15 protein-coding genes are annotated in these 17,754 nt (G+C 55.8%); 9 read left to right on the top strand and 6 right to left on the bottom strand.

All coding sequences use genetic code 11. The annotated features are described in order from the left end of the window. Window positions 1-10: 10 nt before the first annotated feature. The 5 genes from accB to FNY10_RS22365 form a co-directional block, all read right to left on the bottom strand. On the bottom strand, window positions 11-475 hold the full coding sequence (gene accB, locus FNY10_RS22385; protein ID WP_100684888.1) for an acetyl-CoA carboxylase biotin carboxyl carrier protein: 465 nt from the start codon (window positions 473-475) through the stop codon (window positions 11-13). A gap of 22 nt (window positions 476-497) precedes the next feature. After that, window positions 498-950, bottom strand: coding sequence for a type II 3-dehydroquinate dehydratase (gene aroQ / locus FNY10_RS22380; protein ID WP_100684887.1), 453 nt, complete (start codon window positions 948-950; stop codon window positions 498-500). A gap of 233 nt (window positions 951-1,183) precedes the next feature. Then, window positions 1,184-1,783: a protein-methionine-sulfoxide reductase heme-binding subunit MsrQ gene (gene msrQ / locus FNY10_RS22375; RefSeq protein WP_160704351.1), complete on the bottom strand. Its 600-nt coding sequence runs from the start codon at window positions 1,781-1,783 to the stop codon at window positions 1,184-1,186. Beyond that, entirely contained in the window at window positions 1,783-2,784 is a 1,002-nt protein-coding gene (gene msrP / locus FNY10_RS22370; RefSeq protein ID WP_100684885.1) for a protein-methionine-sulfoxide reductase catalytic subunit MsrP, read from the bottom strand. Before msrP ends, msrQ begins: the two co-directional genes overlap by 1 nt. 77 nt (window positions 2,785-2,861) lie before the next feature. Then, window positions 2,862-3,836, bottom strand: a complete 975-nt coding sequence (locus tag FNY10_RS22365) for an MDR family oxidoreductase (RefSeq protein WP_131048447.1) — start codon at window positions 3,834-3,836, stop codon at window positions 2,862-2,864. A 219-nt stretch (window positions 3,837-4,055) separates the two neighbouring features. Between FNY10_RS22365 and csrD the strand changes: the two genes are divergently transcribed. The 8 genes from csrD to tldD all read left to right on the top strand — a co-directional run bounded on the left by csrD (window position 4,056) and on the right by tldD (window position 16,412). Next, window positions 4,056-5,996: an RNase E specificity factor CsrD gene (csrD, locus tag FNY10_RS22360; RefSeq protein ID WP_131048448.1), complete on the top strand. Its 1,941-nt coding sequence runs from the start codon at window positions 4,056-4,058 to the stop codon at window positions 5,994-5,996. 304 nt (window positions 5,997-6,300) lie between these two features. Beyond that, window positions 6,301-7,344 carry a rod shape-determining protein MreB gene (mreB, locus tag FNY10_RS22355; RefSeq protein ID WP_002918653.1) on the top strand — a complete coding sequence of 348 codons (1,044 nt, stop codon included), beginning with the start codon at window positions 6,301-6,303 and terminating at the stop codon, window positions 7,342-7,344. 70 nt (window positions 7,345-7,414) lie between these two features. Then, on the top strand, window positions 7,415-8,407 hold the full coding sequence (gene mreC / locus FNY10_RS22350; RefSeq protein WP_141963280.1) for a rod shape-determining protein MreC: 993 nt from the start codon (window positions 7,415-7,417) through the stop codon (window positions 8,405-8,407). Then, on the top strand, window positions 8,407-8,895 hold the full coding sequence (mreD, locus tag FNY10_RS22345) for a rod shape-determining protein MreD (RefSeq protein ID WP_004868276.1): 489 nt from the start codon (window positions 8,407-8,409) through the stop codon (window positions 8,893-8,895). The genes mreC and mreD overlap by 1 nt, the downstream gene beginning before the upstream one ends. 7 nt (window positions 8,896-8,902) lie before the next feature. Then, entirely contained in the window at window positions 8,903-9,484 is a 582-nt protein-coding gene (locus FNY10_RS22340; protein ID WP_100684881.1) for a Maf family protein, read from the top strand. A 2-nt stretch (window positions 9,485-9,486) separates the two neighbouring features. Next, the gene (gene rng / locus FNY10_RS22335; RefSeq protein ID WP_032690542.1) at window positions 9,487-10,956 is read left to right on the top strand and encodes a ribonuclease G; all 1,470 of its coding nucleotides are present in this window, start codon (window positions 9,487-9,489) and stop codon (window positions 10,954-10,956) included. 127 nt (window positions 10,957-11,083) lie between these two features. Then, window positions 11,084-14,878 carry an AsmA2 domain-containing protein YhdP gene (yhdP, locus tag FNY10_RS22330; RefSeq protein ID WP_160704354.1) on the top strand — a complete coding sequence of 1,265 codons (3,795 nt, stop codon included), beginning with the start codon at window positions 11,084-11,086 and terminating at the stop codon, window positions 14,876-14,878. Between the two features lie 88 nt (window positions 14,879-14,966). Next, a complete protein-coding gene (gene tldD, locus FNY10_RS22325; RefSeq protein ID WP_100684879.1) occupies window positions 14,967-16,412 on the top strand; it encodes a metalloprotease TldD in 1,446 nt (481 codons plus the stop codon). Window positions 16,413-16,486: 74 nt separating this feature from the next. Here tldD and aaeR read toward each other — a convergent pair whose 3' ends face one another. Next, on the bottom strand, window positions 16,487-17,416 hold the full coding sequence (gene aaeR, locus FNY10_RS22320) for an HTH-type transcriptional activator AaeR (RefSeq protein ID WP_100684878.1): 930 nt from the start codon (window positions 17,414-17,416) through the stop codon (window positions 16,487-16,489). Between the two features lie 130 nt (window positions 17,417-17,546). Here aaeR and aaeX point away from each other — a divergent pair, with 130 nt between their 5' ends. Further along, the gene (aaeX, locus tag FNY10_RS22315) at window positions 17,547-17,750 is read left to right on the top strand and encodes a p-hydroxybenzoic acid efflux pump operon protein AaeX (protein ID WP_004868260.1); all 204 of its coding nucleotides are present in this window, start codon (window positions 17,547-17,549) and stop codon (window positions 17,748-17,750) included. Window positions 17,751-17,754: the final 4 nt, after the last annotated feature.

The following is a 17,754-nucleotide window of genomic DNA, read 5'->3' as shown; positions in this document are numbered from 1 at the left end:
GTTCGCCTCGTTACTCGATGACTACCAGCGGCTCATCAAATTCTACCGGTTGGCCGCTTTCGATCAGAATGGCTTTCACCACGCCGGATTTATCGGCTTCGATCTGGTTCATCATTTTCATCGCTTCTACGATGCACAGGGTGTCGCCCACGTTAACTTTCTGACCGACTTCCACGAACGCTTTTGCGTCCGGGCTCGGGGTGCGGTAGAAAGTACCGACCATCGGGGAACGTACGATGTGACCGCTGATTTCAGCTTTCGCCGGCGCGTCTGCCTGAGCGGAGGCCGGTGCTGCTGCAACCGGTGCCTGGGCCTGCATCATCGGCGCGGCATAAGCCTGCTGCATGACCGGGTAGCCCGCATTCGGCGCGGCACGGCTGATGCGTACAGACTCTTCGCCTTCAGAAATTTCCAGTTCGGAGATGCCTGATTCTTCAACCAGCTCGATCAGCTTTTTAATCTTACGAATATCCATGAGTGGGTTCCGTACTCTTTGTTTAGTGTGATTGTGACAGGCGTTTTACCGCCGTCTGTAAAGCGTATGAATAGCCGTCCGCACCGAGTCCGCAGATGACGCCCGAGGCGATATCCGACAGATAGGAGTGGTGACGGAACGGTTCGCGTGCATGTACGTTGCTCAGGTGAATCTCGATAAACGGGATACTGACCGCAAGCAATGCATCGCGGATAGCCACGCTAGTGTGCGTAAACGCGGCCGGATTAATCAGGATATAGTCTACAGTGTCTTTAGCCTGATGAATTCGGTCGATGAGCGCGAACTCCGCATTGGACTGCAGGTGATCCAGCGCCACGTTCAGAGCCGAAGCTTCTGATTGCAGACGGTTAACAATCTCAGAAAGCTTAAGGGTGCCATACTTCTCAGGCTCACGGGTGCCGAGCATGTTAAGATTGGGTCCGTTTAAAAGCAAAATGCGAAACTTGTCAGCCATTGTGTGGCTATCTCCTGCCATTCTCGGATAAAAAACAAAATATACCTTCGAAGCGCGCTTGTCACCTTTTCAGGGCCCGAAAACCCCGTCAGGAAAACCAAAGTCGCACATTATAACGATTTCGTAGCATTTGGCAGCTAAATACTGGTCTTATCAGGGAAGATTATCAACTGCTATCGTTCAAAGCGTCGCGGTTGATAAAAGAACTGCGGGAAACTGCACATATCCGATGATTATCGCCACCACTGACGGAACTTCTTGTAACGCCATGCTAAAAGCAACACGGCCAGCACGGCATAAATCACCGGCTGCGGGGATAAGATCTTCACCGACCACAGATAGTGAATGGGGGCAAGGATTGCCACCAGATAAACAAAGTTGTGCAAAGTTTGCCAGCGGCGACCCAGTTTTCTCTGCAACACCTGTGTTGAGGTGGCGGCCAGCGCCAGCAAAATCAACCAGCTGATAAAACCCAACGTCAGGTAAGGTCTGCTGACTAACTCCGAGCCCAGCAGCGCCAGATTGTGGATACCCAACTCCAGCAGCGTGTAGCTGGTGAGATGCAGCGTTGCCCAGGCAAAACACCACAGCCCGAGTAAACGCCGGGTACGAATCAACAACGGTTGTTTAGCGTAGCGCGCGAGCGGTGAGACGAGCAAGGTCGCCAGCAAAAATTTAAGAGCCATCCTACCGGTAAAGTGCTGGATATCTTTTGCCGGGTCGGCGCTAAAGTAGCCCTGTTGTCCGGCCCAGAAGAGCCAGATAAAGGGTGAAAAGCCGGCCAGATGGAGCCCCACCTTCAGCCAGGTAATCTGTTTTACGCTCAGACGCACTAGTAGTACTCCCGCAGATTCAGTCCCCGATAGAGGGATGCCACCTCATCAGCATAACCGTTAAATAACAGCGTCGGCTGGCGCTTAACATCGAGCACGCCGCCAGAGCCGATAAAACGCTCTGTGGCCTGCGACCAACGCGGATGATCGACGTGCGGATTGACGTTAGCGTAAAAGCCATATTCCCCCGGCCCGGCCAGATTCCAGGTGGTGGGGGGCTGCTCGCGCGTCAGCTCGATGCTGACGATGGATTTGATACCTTTAAAACCGTATTTCCACGGGACGGTCAGCCGGACAGGCGCGCCGTTTTGCGGCGGCAGCGCTTTACCGTAAACGCCGACGCTGAGCAGCGTCAGAGGGTGCATGGCTTCATCCAGCCGCAGACCTTCTACATAAGGATAAGCCAGCCCCCCGCCGATAAAGCGATCTTTTTGTCCCGGCATCTGGTCCGGTGCATAAATGGTTTTAAACGCGACAAAACGGGCGTTGCTGGTGGGCTCAACCAGCGCCAGCAGTTTATGTAGCGGGAAGCCGATCCAGGGTACTACCATTGACCAGGCCTCTACGCAGCGCATCCGGTAAATGCGTTCTTCCAGCGGAAAGCGCCGGGTCAGGTCGTCATGATCGAGCGTCAGCGGTTTGGCCACTTCCCCGCCGATGGTCAGCGTCCACGGGTCGGTGCGTAGACTGCCGGCATTGGCGGCCGGATCGGCTTTATCGAGGCCAAATTCATAGAAGTTATTGTAGCCGGTGACTTTATCTTCCGGCGTCAGCGCGAGCTTACTTTGCCATTCGGCGGGTTTATTGAAAGTGAGCGGCTTCCCGGCCGGCGCCGGCGGGCGGTCATGGCCTTTAAACCAGTCCAGCAGATCGGCTCGCGCCGTGGGGGAAAGAGAAAGGGCCGTTGCGGTGATCCCGAGTGACTTCAGAACCTGACGGCGCTGCAGCATAAAAACGGATTCTGCCGTGACATCGGCTTCCGTGAGTTTTTTGGCTTTCATGACATCCTCCGGCATGCTTTTTCCTAAGCATGACGGAGGCGGCGACTTATCGCGAATATGTCACGAAAAATTGCAGATTAGGCGATCTTCACCAGCGTCCGCCCCTGGATCTGATTATTCATCATCTTATCGGCGAACGCCGGGGCCTCGGCCAGCGTAATTTCCGTGGCGCTCGCGGCATAGAACGATTCCGGCAGGTCACGCACCAGACGTTGCCAGGCCTCAGCGCGACGCGCGGACGGCGTCATGACGGAATCGACGCCCTGCAGGCGAACATTACGCAGAATAAACGGCATCACCGTCGTCGGCAGCGCGAAGCCCCCGGCCAGACCACAGGCGGCGACGCAGCCGCCGTAATTCATCTGCGCCAGTACTTTCGCCAGCACCTTGTCCCCGACGGTATCAATCGCGCCAGCCCACAGCTGTTTTTCCAGCGGACGGGTTTCGGCAAACTCTTCGCGGCCGAGAATGCGCTGCGCGCCGAGGCTTTTCAGATACTCATGAGTGCTGTCGCGGCCAGAGACCGCGACGACCGAATAGCCGAGCTGATGCAGCAGGGCAATGGCGGTGCTACCGACGCCGCCGCTGGCGCCCGTCACAATGATTTCCCCGTCCTGCGGACGGATGCCGGCATCTTCCAGCGCCATGACGCACAGCATCGCGGTGAAACCGGCGGTACCGATCGCCATCGCTTTACGGCCATCAAGACCTTCCGGCATCGCGACCAGCCAGTCGCCTTTCACGCGTGCACGTTCGGCCAGGCCGCCCCAGTGGTTTTCACCGACGCCCCAGCCGGTCAGCAGCACTTTCTGCCCGCTGTGGAAACGCGGATCTTCGCTGGAGTGAACGGTACCGGCGAAATCAATGCCAGGAATCATCGGAAAGTTGCGGATGATTTTTCCCTTGCCAGTGATCGCCAGCGCATCTTTATAGTTAAGGCTGGACCAGTGAATATCGACGGTGACATCACCCTGCGGCAGCTGGTTGGCGTCGATGGTTTGCACGGAAGAGATTGTTTTGCCATCCTGCTGTTCTAATATTAAAGCCTGCATAAGCGGCTCCTTATTTGTACAAAGATTGGAAAAATTTTTCTGCAGACTATACTCGCTATCGACATTATTACGCCGATATAACGCAATAAATTGCCAGAAACGTCAGCTTTGATAGTATGCCTCGCGCTTTAGAAAGTTAGTGCTTACTTTAGGTAAAGCGCCAGTACAGGAGCCCGAAAATCTATCGGGCGGTCATTCACTCGCGGAGTTAACACAGGGATGCGATTAACGACGAAGTTCTCAGCATTTGTCACGCTGCTTACCAGCCTGACCATCTTTGTCACGCTCATAGGTGCTTCGCTGAGTTTTTATAACGGTATCCAGCTGAAAATGGAGAATCGTGTCCAGGCCGTGGCGACGATGCTGGATAACCGCCTGATCTCATCCTCGTTCGATAAGCTCGAACCGCAAATGGATGAGTTGATGACGCCGGTGGAGATTGTGCAGGTCGATTTTTTGCTCAACGGAAAGCCGGTGTACGATCACTCGCGTAGCGACAGCTACCGTCCGCCGGGGAGTAAGAATCAGTATCGTGAAATAACGGTGCCGTCGTTAAAACACCCCGGTATGACAATTCACCTGGTCTATCTCGACCCGATGGTGAATTATTTCCGCTCGCTGCATATCACCGCGCCCTTATCGATAGCCATCGGCTTTATGGTTCTGGTTATCTTTTTCTCCGTGCGCTGGATTCGCCGTCAGTTGGCGGGTCAGGAGCTGCTGGAGGTGCGCGCCGCGCGGATCCTCAACGGCGAACGCGGGCCGCAGGTACGAGGGTCGGTACATGAGTGGCCGGCAAGCACCAGCAGCGCGCTGGATATGCTGCTTTCCGAGCTGCAGTTTGCCAGCGATCAGCGCAGCCGCATGGATACGCTGATTCGTTCTTATGCTGCGCAAGACTCGAAGACCGGGCTGAATAATCGCCTGTTTTTTGATAATCAGCTGGCAATGTTGCTGGAAGATCCGGAAAAGGTGGGTTCGCACGGTATCGTGATGATGATTCGCCTGCCGGAGTTCGATCTACTGCGTGATAACTGGGGGCGGGCCGCAGCCGAAGAACACTACTTCACGCTTATCAACCTGCTGTCGACTTTTATTATGCGCTATCCTGGGGCGCTACTGGCACGCTACCACCGCAATGATTTTGCCGTACTCCTTCCTCACCGTACCTTAAAAGAGGCCGATAGCATCGCCGGGTTGCTGTTAAAAGCGGTGGATGCGCTGCCGCCGACGCGGATCCTTGATCGCGATGACATGATGCATATTGGCCTTTGCGCTTTCCGCAGCGGGCAGACGACGGCGCTGGTAATGGAACGCGCCGAGGCAGCGACACGCAATGCGGTGCTGCAGGGCAGCAATAGCTGGGCAGTCTACGATGACTCGTTACCGGAGAAAGGGCGCGGTAACGTCCGCTGGCGTACGCTGATTGAACAAATGCTAAGTCGCGGCGGACCGCGACTGTACCATAAGCCAGCCGTTACCCGCGACGGGCGCGTCCATCATCGTGAACTGATATCGCGATTGTATGACGGGAAGGAAGAGGTGAGCGCGGCAGAATATATGCCAATGGTGCAACAGTTTGGTCTGGCGGAAGAGTACGACCGCCTGCAGATCACGCGATTGCTGCCTTTTTTAAGTTTTTGGCCGGAGGAAAACCTTGCGCTGCAGGTGACGGTGGAATCATTGATCCGGCCGAGATTTCAGCGTTGGCTGCGTGATAGCTTGATGCAGAGTGAAAAATCGCAACGTCGACGGATTATTTTTGAACTTGCAGAGGCAGATGTTTGTCAATATATCGGCCGCCTACAACCGGTAATGCGCCTGGTCAACGCTCTGGGTATTCGCGTTGCCGTTGTGCAGGCCGGATTAACGCTGGTTGGAACCAGTTGGATCAAGCAGTTGGATGTCGAAGTCATTAAGCTGCATCAGGGACTGTCGCGCAATATCGAAAAGCGCAGTGAGAACCAGCTGCTGGTTCAGAGCCTGGTAGAGGCCTGTAAGGGCATGCCGGTCCAGGTTTTTGCAACCGGCGTTCGCAGTCGCAGTGAGTGGCAGGTGCTGTCTCAATGCGGTGTTACGGGTGGGCAGGGGGAATTTTTTGCCGCCTCACAGCCACTTGACACTAATGTGAAAAAATATTCGCAAAGATACTCGGTTTGATCTGCCGTTTAGCGTGATTTCACGTAGAATAATGCGCGCCATAGTGAAGGGGGTGTGCTTGTCTACCTGCCGGATTATCGCAATGTAAATGCCAGCAACTGACCTTTGACGGGTTATGGATTCAGGCGCGGAGCGCTGTTGACGATTTCGCCACTGAATGAACCCGGTCAATTTGTAACAAAGGAAATGCGCTGCACTAATTTTCACCGTAGCAGATGATTTTTGCGCCTTGTCGCTGCTGCGTGTGGTTGGTAAAGTAAGCGGATTTTGTTTTCCGCCCCAGCTTTCAGGATTATCCCTTAGTATGTTAAAAAAATTTCGTGGCATGTTTTCCAATGACCTGTCCATTGACCTGGGTACCGCGAATACCCTGATTTACGTAAAAGGACAAGGCATCGTATTGAATGAGCCTTCCGTTGTGGCCATTCGTCAGGATCGTGCCGGCTCGCCGAAAAGCGTCGCTGCTGTTGGTCATGAAGCGAAGCAGATGCTCGGGCGTACACCGGGCAACATCGCGGCGATTCGCCCGATGAAAGACGGCGTTATCGCCGACTTCTTCGTTACCGAAAAAATGCTCCAGCACTTCATCAAGCAGGTACATAGCAATAGCTTCATGCGCCCAAGCCCGCGCGTTCTGGTGTGCGTACCGGTCGGTGCAACCCAGGTTGAGCGTCGTGCGATTCGTGAATCCGCTCAGGGCGCTGGCGCTCGTGAAGTCTTCCTGATTGAAGAGCCGATGGCGGCTGCGATCGGCGCAGGCTTACCGGTTTCTGAAGCGACCGGTTCTATGGTGGTGGATATTGGTGGCGGTACCACAGAAGTGGCGGTTATCTCCCTGAACGGCGTGGTTTACTCCTCTTCCGTACGTATCGGCGGTGACCGTTTCGATGAAGCCGTGATTAATTATGTGCGTCGTAACTACGGCTCCCTGATCGGTGAAGCGACGGCTGAACGTATCAAGCATGAAATCGGTTCGGCGTATCCGGGCGATGAAGTGCGTGAAATCGAAGTTCGCGGCCGTAACCTGGCAGAAGGCGTGCCACGCGGCTTTACTCTGAACTCGAACGAAATTCTCGAAGCGCTGCAGGAACCGCTGACCGGTATCGTTAGCGCGGTGATGGTAGCGCTGGAACAGTGTCCGCCGGAGCTGGCTTCCGATATCTCCGAGCGCGGTATGGTTCTGACTGGCGGTGGCGCCCTGCTGCGCAACCTCGACCGTCTGTTGATGGAAGAGACAGGTATTCCTGTCGTAGTTGCAGAAGATCCACTGACTTGCGTCGCGCGTGGCGGCGGTAAAGCGCTGGAAATGATCGACATGCACGGCGGCGACTTGTTTAGCGAAGAGTAGTCAGCCGAAGGTCCAGGGTAGCCTCAAAAGCTACCCTTGGTCTTAACTGACACGAGAATACGCATAGCCTATGAAGCCAATTTTTAGCCGTGGCCCGTCGCTACAGATTCGCCTTATCCTGGCGGTTTTGGTGGCGCTTGGCGTGATTATCGCCGACAGCCGCCTGGGTACGTTCAGTCAGATCAGAACGTACATGGACACTGCCGTCAGCCCTTTCTACTTTATCTCAAATGGTCCCCGGGAATTGCTGGACAGCGTATCGCAAACGCTGGCAACCCGCGATCAGCTCGAACTGGAAAACCGCGCGCTGCGTCAGGAACTGCTGCTGAAGAACAGCGATTTGCTGATGCTGGGCCAGTACAAACAGGAGAACGCGCGTCTGCGCGAGCTGCTGGGCTCGCCGCTGCGCCAGGATGAGCAAAAAATGGTGACTCAGGTCATCTCGACGGTTAACGATCCTTACAGTGACCAGGTTGTCATCGATAAGGGCAGCGTGAACGGCGTGTACGAAGGCCAGCCGGTGATCAGCGACAAAGGCGTTGTGGGTCAGGTCGTCGCGGTGGCGAAGTTAACCAGCCGCGTGTTGCTCATCTGCGATGCGACGCATGCGTTGCCGATTCAGGTTCTGCGCAATGATATTCGCGTGATTGCAGCGGGTAACGGGTGCACTGACGATTTGCAGCTTGAGCACCTGCCGGCGAACACCGATATTCGCGTCGGCGATGTGCTGGTGACCTCCGGTCTCGGTGGCCGCTTCCCGGAAGGCTATCCGGTCGGCGTGGTGTCTTCGGTGAAGCTCGACACGCAGCGCGCGTATACGGTCATTCAGGCGCGCCCGACGGCGGGTCTGCAGCGTCTGCGCTATCTCCTGCTGCTGTGGGGGGCCGATCGTAACGGGGCCAACCCGATGACGCCGGAAGAAGTGCACCGCGTCGCCAATGAGCGCCTGATGCAGATGATGCCGCAGGTTCTGCCGGCACCGGATGCCATGGGGCCGCAAATGCCGGCGCCAGCAACCGGCGTGGCGTCGTCCGCGCAACCTCTGCCTGCTGGGGGGCAATAGTGGCAAGTTATCGAAGCCAGGGACGCTGGGTTATCTGGCTCTCGTTTCTTATCGCACTATTGCTGCAGGTTATGCCCTGGCCGGCGGACCTGACCGTCTTCCGGCCAAACTGGGTATTCCTGATCCTGCTTTACTGGATCCTCGCCTTACCGCATCGGGTGAACGTAGGCACCGGTTTCGTCATGGGGGCTATCCTCGATCTCATCAGTGGGTCGACACTGGGCGTTCGCGCGCTATCGTTAAGTATCATTGCTTATCTGGTGGCGCTGAAATATCAGCTGTTTCGCAACCTGGCGCTCTGGCAGCAGGCGCTGGTGGTGATGATGCTATCCCTTGCCGTGGATATCGTTGTTTTCTGGGCCGAGTTTTTAGTGATCAACGTCTCTTTCCGTCCGGAAGTGTTCTGGAGTAGTGTAGTAAACGGTGTGCTCTGGCCATGGTTATTCCTGCTGATGCGGAAAGTCCGTCAGCAATTCGCGGTGCAATAAGGTTGATATGACAACTCTGTATCTCGCTTCAGGCTCTCCGCGTCGGCAGGAACTGCTGACGCAACTGGGGCTCTCTTTTGAACGTCTGGTTCCCGGCATTGAAGAACGGCGCCTGCCACAGGAGAGCGCCGGGCACTATGTTGTGCGTCTGGCGCGCGAGAAGGCACAGGCGGGCGTCGCACTGGCAGCGCGCGATCTGCCGGTGCTGGGGGCGGATACCATTGTCATCCTGAACGGCGAAGTGCTGGAAAAACCACGCGACGCCGGGCACGCTGCAGAGATGCTGCGTATGCTTTCCGGTAAGACGCATCAGGTCATGACGGCCGTGGCGCTGGCGGATAAGCAGCTGACGCTGGATTGCCTGGTGGTGACGGAAGTGACCTTCCGTCTGCTCTCAGAACAGGACATTGCCAGCTATGTGGCCAGCGGCGAACCTCTGGACAAAGCAGGCGCATACGGTATTCAAGGGTTGGGTGGCTGTTTCGTCAGGAAGATTAATGGCAGCTATCACGCCGTGGTCGGCTTACCGCTGGTAGAAACGTATGAGTTGCTGAGTAACTTTAACTCACTGCGTGAAGAAAAGGGATAAAGATGACGGCAGAATTATTAGTTAACGTAACGCCATCTGAGACGCGCGTTGCGTACATCGATGGCGGTATTCTTCAGGAAATTCATATTGAGCGTGAAGCGCGGCGCGGAATCGTAGGCAATATCTACAAAGGTCGTGTCAGTCGTGTACTGCCGGGGATGCAGGCGGCTTTTGTAGATATTGGCCTGGATAAGGCCGCGTTTCTGCATGCGTCAGATATTATGCCGCATACTGAATGCGTCGCCGGGGAAGAACAAAAGCAGTTTACCGTGCGCGATATTTCTGAACTGGTTCGTCAGGGCCAGGACCTGATGGTTCAGGTAGTGAAAGATCCGCTCGGCACGAAAGGCGCTCGCCTGACGACGGACATTACGCTGCCTTCCCGCTATCTGGTCTTTATGCCCGGGGCTTCTCACGTCGGTGTGTCGCAGCGTATCGAGAGTGAAGCTGAACGCGAACGGTTAAAGAAGGTGGTGGCCGACTACTGCGATGAGCAGGGCGGTTTTATCATCCGTACCGCCGCAGAAGGGGTGCACGAACAGGAGTTAGCCGCCGATGCGGCCTACCTCAAGCGCGTATGGACTAAGGTCATGGAGCGCAAAAAACGGCAACAGACCCGTTATCAGCTGTACGGTGAACTGGCGTTGGCTCAGCGCGTGCTGCGCGATTTTGCCGATGAGCATCTGGACCGTATTCGCGTTGATTCTCGCCTGACGTATGAATCGCTGGTCGAGTTTACCGCCGAATATATGCCGGAAATGACCAGCAAGCTGGAGCACTACAGCGGCCGTCAGCCGATTTTCGATCTCTTTGACGTCGAGAACGAAATTCAGCGCGCGCTGGAGCGTAAGGTGGAGCTGAAATCCGGCGGCTATCTGGTTATCGATCAAACCGAAGCGATGACCACCGTGGATATCAATACCGGGGCATTTGTCGGCCACCGCAATCTCGACGATACGATTTTTAATACCAATATTGAGGCGACCCAGGCGATCGCCCGCCAGCTGCGTCTGCGCAATCTGGGCGGGATTATCATTATTGATTTCATCGATATGAATAATGAAGATCACCGCCGCCGGGTATTGCATTCACTGGAACAGGCGTTGAGTAAAGATCGGGTCAAAACCAGCATTAACGGCTTCTCCCAGCTTGGCCTGGTAGAGATGACCCGTAAGCGGACTCGTGAAAGCGTTGAGCACGTATTGTGTAAGGATTGCCCTACCTGCCACGGACGCGGTACGGTGAAATCGGTGGAAACGGTGTGTTATGAAATCATGCGTGAGATTGTGCGTGTGCATCATGCCTACGATTCCGATCGTTTCCTGGTCTATGCTTCTCCTGCGGTTGCGGAAACCCTGAAAGGGGAAGAGTCGCACGCGCTGGCGGAAGTCGAAATCTTTGTCGGCAAACAGGTCAAAGTACAAATTGAACCGCTCTATAATCAAGAGCAGTTCGATGTCGTTATGATGTAAGCATCTGGTTTGCCTCTGTTCTGGAGCCCGGGAGTATGGCTAAACGACGCCTTATCCCGGAAGTCAACGCCGCTGACGCGGAGGCAAATAGACGGATGACGTGTAAAGGTCAGACAAGGAGAGAGGCGTGAGGCGACTGCCCGGGATATTACTGCTCACCGCGGCAACATTGACAGTTGTCGTCGCGCTGCTGGTGAGCGGCCTGCGTCTCGTTCTGCCGCAGCTGGACGCATGGCGCCCGCAGCTGCTGGAAAAAATCTCGGCGATTTCCGGCTCGCCGGTCAATGCTTCACAGCTCACGGCCCGCTGGGAAAATTTTGGCCCGACGCTCGACGTGCGTGATGTCTCCGCGGGTCTGAAGGACGGCGGTCAGCTCTCTGTTAAACGGGTTACTCTGGCGCTGGATGTCTGGCAAAGTCTGCTGCACATGCGCTGGCAGTTCCGCGATCTCACCTTCTGGCAGTTGAAAATCCATACCAATTCGCCTATCCAGACCAACGATGGCGGCGATAGCCTGAAAACCGACCATATTGGCGATCTCTTCCTGCGCCAGTTCGACCACTTTATTCTCCGCGATAGCCATTTGAGTTTCGTAACCATTTCCGGGCAACGCGCGGAATTAGCGGTCCCGCAGCTCACCTGGCTGAACACCAATAACCGCCATCGCGCAGAAGGGCAATTGAGCCTCTCCAGCCTCAACGGCCAGCATGGGGTGATGCAGGTACGCATGGATCTGCGTGATGAAAATGGCCTGCTGAACAAAGGGCGCGTATGGCTGCAGGCGGACGATATTGACGTGAAGCCGTGGCTGGGCCGCTGGATGCAGGACAATATTGCGTTGCAAAATGCCCGCTTTAGCCTCGAAGGCTGGATGACCATCGACAAAGGCGATATCGCCAGCGGCGACGTCTGGTTGAAGAAGGGCGGCGCCAGCTGGCAGGGGGATAGTCAGCCCCATCGATTGACGGTGGATAATCTGACGGCCCATGTCTTCCGCGAGAAGCAGGGCTGGGGCTTCCATATCCCGGATACCCGGATCTCGATCGACGGCAAAGCCTGGCCGCGCGGCGCGCTGGCAATGGCGTGGATCCCGGCGCAGGATGTCGGCGGCAATGACCACTCGCGCAGCGATGAGCTGCGTGTCCGCGCCAGTAACCTTGATTTGAATGGCCTGACCGGGCTGCAACCTATTGCCGATAAGCTGGCCCCTGAGCTGGGCGAAGTCTGGCGCACCACGCAACCTGCCGGCAAAATCGATCTGCTGGCGCTGGATATCCCGCTGCAGGCGGCGGAGAAGTCCCGTTTCCAGGCTAGCTGGAGCTCTCTCTCCTGGAAGCAGTGGAAGCTGCTGCCTGGGGCCGAGCATTTCTCCGGTAGCGTTGCCGGAAGCGTGGAGAACGGTATGCTGCACGCCAGTATGAGCGAGGCAAAAATGCCTTATGCCACGGTCTTCCGCGCCCCGCTGGAAATCGCCAAAGGTGATGCCACCCTCAACTGGGTGAAGAATGACAAAGGTTTTATGCTCGACGGGCGCAACATTGACGTGCAGGCGACCGGGGTCCGCGCGCGAGGAGGATTCCGCTATTTACAGCCGCAGGGTGATGAACCGTGGCTGGGGATTCTGGCGGGGATCAGCACCAATGACGGTGGTCAGGCATGGCGCTATTTCCCGGAGAACCTGATGGGCAAAGAGCTGGTGGATTATCTCAGCGGCGCGATAAAAGGCGGGCAGTCAACCAACGCGACTCTGGTTTACGGCGGTAATCCGCACCTGTTCCCGTATCTGCATAATGAAGGCCAGTTCCAGGTTTCGGTGCCATTAACTAACGCCACTTTTGCCTTTCAACCCGACTGGCCGGCATTAACCGGTCTGGATATCAACCTCGACTTCATCAACAACGGTTTATGGATGAAGGCCGATAAGGCGATGCTCGGTAACGTTACCGCCAGCAACCTTGATGCGGTTATCCCCGATTATTCGCAGGAAAAACTGCTTATTGATGCCGATATCAACGGTCCTGGGAAAGATGTCGGCCCCTATTTTAAAGAGACGCCGCTGAAAGAGACGCTGGGTTCGGCACTGGATGAGCTACAGCTGAATGGGAATGTAAGCGCTCGCTTACATCTTGATATTCCGCTGGATGGCGAGCTGACCACCGCCAGAGGCGATGTCAATCTGGTGAACAACAGCCTGTTTATCAAACCGATTGATGCAACGTTGAAGGGTCTGACCGGTAAGTTCAGCTTTATCAATGGCGCTCTGAAGAGCGAGCCCCTGAAAGCCAGCTGGTTTAATCAGCCGCTGAATCTCGATTTTTCCACCACCGAGGGACCTAAGGCTTTCCAGGTCAACGTTGGAATGAATGCCAGCTGGCAGCCGTCGCGTACCGGTCTCCTGCCTAAAGCGGTCAATGATGCCGTGAGCGGTAGCGTGCCGTGGGACGGTAAGGTGGCCATTGAGCTGCCGTATCATGGGAATGCGAGCTATAAGGTTGATATTAATGGCGATCTGAAAAATGTAAGTAGCGACTTACCTTCTCCGGTCAATAAAAAGGCGGGTGAGCCGCTTGCGGTAAAAATTAATGTCGAAGGCGGGTTAAACAGCTTCGAGTTGACCGGCGCTATCGGCGGCAAAAATCATTTCAACAGCCGCTGGTTGCTGAACCGTAAGCTGACGCTGGATCGGGCGATTTTAACCTCTGACAGCAAAGCCATTTCTCCGCTGCCGGATCAGGCTGGCGTTGAACTGAATATGCCGCCGATGGATGGCGCGCAGTGGCTGGCGCTTTTCCAGGGCGGCGCCGTCAATGAAGTCAGCAGCAATATTCTCTTCCCGGAACGTATGACGTTGCGCACGCCGTCGCTGACGTTTGCTGGCCAAAACTGGAACAACGTGAGTCTGGTGAGCCAACCGGATGCCGGTGGTTCGAAGATTGAAGCCCAGGGGCGGGAAATCAACGCCTCTTTGACCATGCGGCAAAATGCCCCCTGGCAGGCCGCCATTCGCTATCTGTATTACAACCCGGCGGCCGCTCAGAAGAGTGCGTCCAGCGAGACGAGTCCGCTTGCCAGTAACCGCCTTGATTTTCGCGGTTGGCCGGATCTCCAGCTGCGCTGCGCAGAGTGCTGGTTATGGGGGCAAAAATATGGACGGATCGACGGTGATTTCTCCATTAAAGGCGATACCCTGGCGCTGGCTAACGGGCTGGTGGATACCGGTTTTGGCCGTCTGACTTCCGACGGCGTATGGGTCAATGCCCCCGGCGGCGTGCGCACGTCGCTGAAAGGTAAACTCCATGGGAATAAAACGGATGCCTTTGCCAGCTTTTTCGGTATTTCAACGCCGGTGAAAGGGTCGTCGTTCGATATCGATTATGATTTGCACTGGCGCGCACCGCCGTGGCAGCCGGACGTGGCGTCGCTCAATGGGGTGCTGAAAAGCCATCTCGGAAAAGGCGAATTTACCGACATCAGCACCGGTCATGCCGGGCAGCTGTTGCGTCTGCTGAGCGTCGATGCGCTGCTGCGAAAACTGCGTTTCGACTTTAGCGATACCTTTAGCGAAGGCTTCTATTTTGATTCGATCAACAGCACGGCATGGATTAAAGACGGTGTGCTGAATACGGATGATACGTTGGTGGATGGCCTTGAGGCGGATATCGCTATGAAAGGCTCGATCGACCTGGTACGTCGCCAGCTGGATATGCAGGCGGTCGTGGCCCCGGAAATTTCGGCGACCGTTGGTGTGGCGACAGCGTTTGCGATTAACCCGATAGTCGGCGCCGCGGTGTTTGCCGCCAGCAAAGTGCTGGGGCCGCTGTGGAACAAAGTGTCAATCCTGCGCTATCGCATCACTGGCCCTATCGATCAGCCGCAGATCAATGAAGTCCTGCGCCAGGCGCGTAGCGACAAAAAGCAATGATTTGACGATTGCGGGGAATTACCGCACTCTCAATAGATAGCGTTTTTTATTTCCGCCTGACAGGCGGCAACAAACGAGTAGCATAACGATGAGTCTGAACCTGGTAAGTGAACAATTACTGTCAGCAAATGGCCTGAATCATCAGGATCTTTTTGCCATTCTTGGCCAGTTGGCCGAGCGCCGTCTGGATTACGGCGATCTCTATTTTCAGTCGAGCTATCACGAATCCTGGGTTCTGGAAGACAGCATCATTAAAGATGGTTCGTACAATATCGACCAGGGCGTCGGCGTTCGTGCGGTCAGCGGCGAGAAAACGGGTTTTGCTTATGCCGACCAAATCAGCCGGCTGGCGCTGGAACAGAGCGCGCAGGCGGCCCGTACCATCGTGCGCGATAGCGGCGACGGTAAAGTGCGTACCCTGGGAGCGGTAGAATACGGCGCGCTGTATACCAGTATCGATCCGCTGCAAAGCATGAGCCGCGAAGAGAAACTGGATATCCTGCGTCGCGTCGATAAAGCCGCCCGCGCTGCGGATAAACGGGTGCAGGAAGTGTCCGCCAGCCTGAGCGGCGTGTATGAATTGATTCTGGTTGCGGCGACCGATGGGACGTTAGCGGCGGACGTTCGTCCGCTGGTGCGCCTGTCGGTCAGCGTGCTGGTAGAAGACGACGGTAAACGCGAGCGCGGCTCCAGCGGCGGCGGTGGTCGTTTTGGCTATGACTATTTCCTGGCCGCCGAAGACGGTGAAGTCCGCGCCGATGCCTGGGCGAAAGAAGCGGTGCGCATGGCGCTGGTGAATTTGTCCGCCGTTGCCGCCCCGGCGGGCATGCTGCCGGTGGTGCTGGGCGCCGGCTGGCCTGGCGTGTTGCTGCATGAAGCGGTAGGACACGGTCTGGAAGGCGACTTCAACCGTCGCGGGACCTCGGTATTCAGCGGCCATATGGGCGAACTGGTGGCTTCCGAACTGTGCACCGTGGTGGATGATGGCACCATTGCCAATCGCCGCGGCTCGCTGGCCGTGGATGACGAAGGGACGCCGGGTCAGTACAACGTGTTGATTGAGAACGGTATCCTGAAAGGCTATATGCAGGACAAACTCAACGCGCGTCTGATGGGGGTTGCGCCGACCGGTAACGGCCGTCGCGAGTCGTACGCCCATCTGCCGATGCCGCGCATGACCAACACCTACATGCTGGCAGGTAAATCGACGCCGCAGGAAATTATTGAATCGGTCGATTACGGTATCTATGCCCCTAACTTTGGCGGCGGTCAGGTCGATATCACCTCCGGTAAGTTTGTGTTCTCCACTTCAGAAGCCTACCTGATCGAAAAAGGGAAGGTCACAAAAGCGGTGAAGGGCGCGACCCTGATTGGTTCCGGGATTGAAGCGATGCAGCAGATTTCCATGGTCGGTAACGATCTGAAGCTTGATAGCGGTGTCGGCGTGTGCGGTAAAGAGGGCCAGAGCGTGCCGGTAGGCGTTGGCCAACCGACGCTGAAAGTCGATAACCTTACCGTTGGCGGAACCGCCTGAGTGTTCTGAATGCGCCTTCGCATCTTGCGAAGGCGCAGCCTGCACCGGCGACACTCCTGCTTTGTGGGTCGCCGCTAGCGGCAAATTCCCCGGCCGTGCATCCCCTGGTAAATTTTTGCCACCTCGACAAAATACTCCGTCAGTGAATTAATGCAGACCTGAACCTTCAGCGGCAGCTTGTCTTTCTCGGTATACACCGCGTACACCGGGCGAGGATCGGACTGGTAGCTTGGCAGCAGGATCTCCAGCTCGCCGCGGTTGATCTCTTCTATTGCCCACATCAGCGGAACGTAAGCCACGCCAACGCCAGCGGTCAGCCAACGTACCAGCGTCATGGGGTCGTTGGTGACAAAGCGGCCCTGCGGAATCAGTTTGGTTGAGATCCCTTCCGGGGCGATGATTTCAAATTCATTATCAGGGCGCACGCTATACTCAAGCCACGAATGGCTGGCGAGATCGGCTGGTTTTTCCGGGATCCCCGCCTGCTGCAGATAGCTTTTCGCCGCGCAGAGCACCATCGGCATCGAGCCAAGCCGGCGTGAAAAGAGACTGGAATCCTGCAATGCCCCGACACGAATCACCACATCCAGGCCGTCAGCAATCAGATCCGGCGCCGGAATGCCGGTGACCAGGTTAACGGATAAGCCCGGGTACTCTTTCAGCATTCCGGCGGTAATGTGGGCCAGCACATTCTGTGCCATAGTTGAAGAGCAGCCGACGCGCAGCGTACCGATGGGCGTATTATTAAACGCGTACAGTTGCTCATGGACATCCTGCGCTTCGAACAGCATGCGTCGGCAGCCCTGGTAATAGATCTTACCGGCTTCTGTTAAGCCAAGCCTGCGGGTGCTGCGGTTAAGCAGCTTCACCTGGAGTTCATCTTCCAGTCTGGAGACAGTCTGGCTGATGGATGAAACGCTCATCTGGAGCTGGTGTGCCGTGGCGGTAAATGAACCAAGTTCAACCACTTTGGCAAAAACGGACATGCGTTTTAATCGTTCCATTATTCACTCTGACTTAAAAGTGATTTAGATCACATAATATAGATCATGCTGCAATTATTACGTTACTATATTGTTAGCTACATAATAAACGCTTCACTACATCACCTGTACGCTTCTTACCAAGGTCATCATGAGTCTGTTTCCTGTCATCGTGATTTTCGGCTTGTCGTTTCCGCCGATCTTCTTTGAGCTGCTAATCTCGCTGGCCATCTTCTGGCTGGTACACCGACTGCTGGTTCCCACCGGCATCTATGATTTTGTCTGGCACCCTGCACTGTTTAATACCGCGTTATATTGCTGCCTTTTTTATCTGATATCGCGTTTGTTCGTTTGAGGTC

Origin of the sequence: Klebsiella sp. Lac1 (assembly GCF_009825425.1) — a bacterium.
Lineage (GTDB): Bacteria > Pseudomonadota > Gammaproteobacteria > Enterobacterales > Enterobacteriaceae > Klebsiella > Klebsiella electrica.
The sequence above is the reverse complement of the archived record's forward strand: the minus strand, read 5'-3'. Positions and strand labels throughout refer to the sequence as shown.

Bases quoted from the DNA above. Each gene is read 5' to 3' on its own strand.
- accB (WP_100684888.1), bottom strand. From the start codon at position 475: ATGGATATTCGTAAGATTAAAAAGCTGATCGAGCTGGTTGAAGAATCA.
- aroQ (WP_100684887.1), bottom strand. From the start codon at position 950: ATGGCTGACAAGTTTCGCATTTTGCTTTTAAACGGACCCAATCTTAAC.
- msrP (WP_100684885.1), bottom strand. From the start codon at position 2,784: ATGAAAGCCAAAAAACTCACGGAAGCCGATGTCACGGCAGAATCCGTT.
- FNY10_RS22365 (WP_131048447.1), bottom strand. From the start codon at position 3,836: ATGCAGGCTTTAATATTAGAACAGCAGGATGGCAAAACAATCTCTTCC.
- csrD (WP_131048448.1), top strand. From the start codon at position 4,056: ATGCGATTAACGACGAAGTTCTCAGCATTTGTCACGCTGCTTACCAGC.
- mreB (WP_002918653.1), top strand. From the start codon at position 6,301: ATGTTAAAAAAATTTCGTGGCATGTTTTCCAATGACCTGTCCATTGAC.
- mreC (WP_141963280.1), top strand. From the start codon at position 7,415: ATGAAGCCAATTTTTAGCCGTGGCCCGTCGCTACAGATTCGCCTTATC.
- FNY10_RS22340 (WP_100684881.1), top strand. From the start codon at position 8,903: ATGACAACTCTGTATCTCGCTTCAGGCTCTCCGCGTCGGCAGGAACTG.
- rng (WP_032690542.1), top strand. From the start codon at position 9,487: ATGACGGCAGAATTATTAGTTAACGTAACGCCATCTGAGACGCGCGTT.
- tldD (WP_100684879.1), top strand. From the start codon at position 14,967: ATGAGTCTGAACCTGGTAAGTGAACAATTACTGTCAGCAAATGGCCTG.
- aaeR (WP_100684878.1), bottom strand. From the start codon at position 17,416: ATGGAACGATTAAAACGCATGTCCGTTTTTGCCAAAGTGGTTGAACTT.
- aaeX (WP_004868260.1), top strand. From the start codon at position 17,547: ATGAGTCTGTTTCCTGTCATCGTGATTTTCGGCTTGTCGTTTCCGCCG.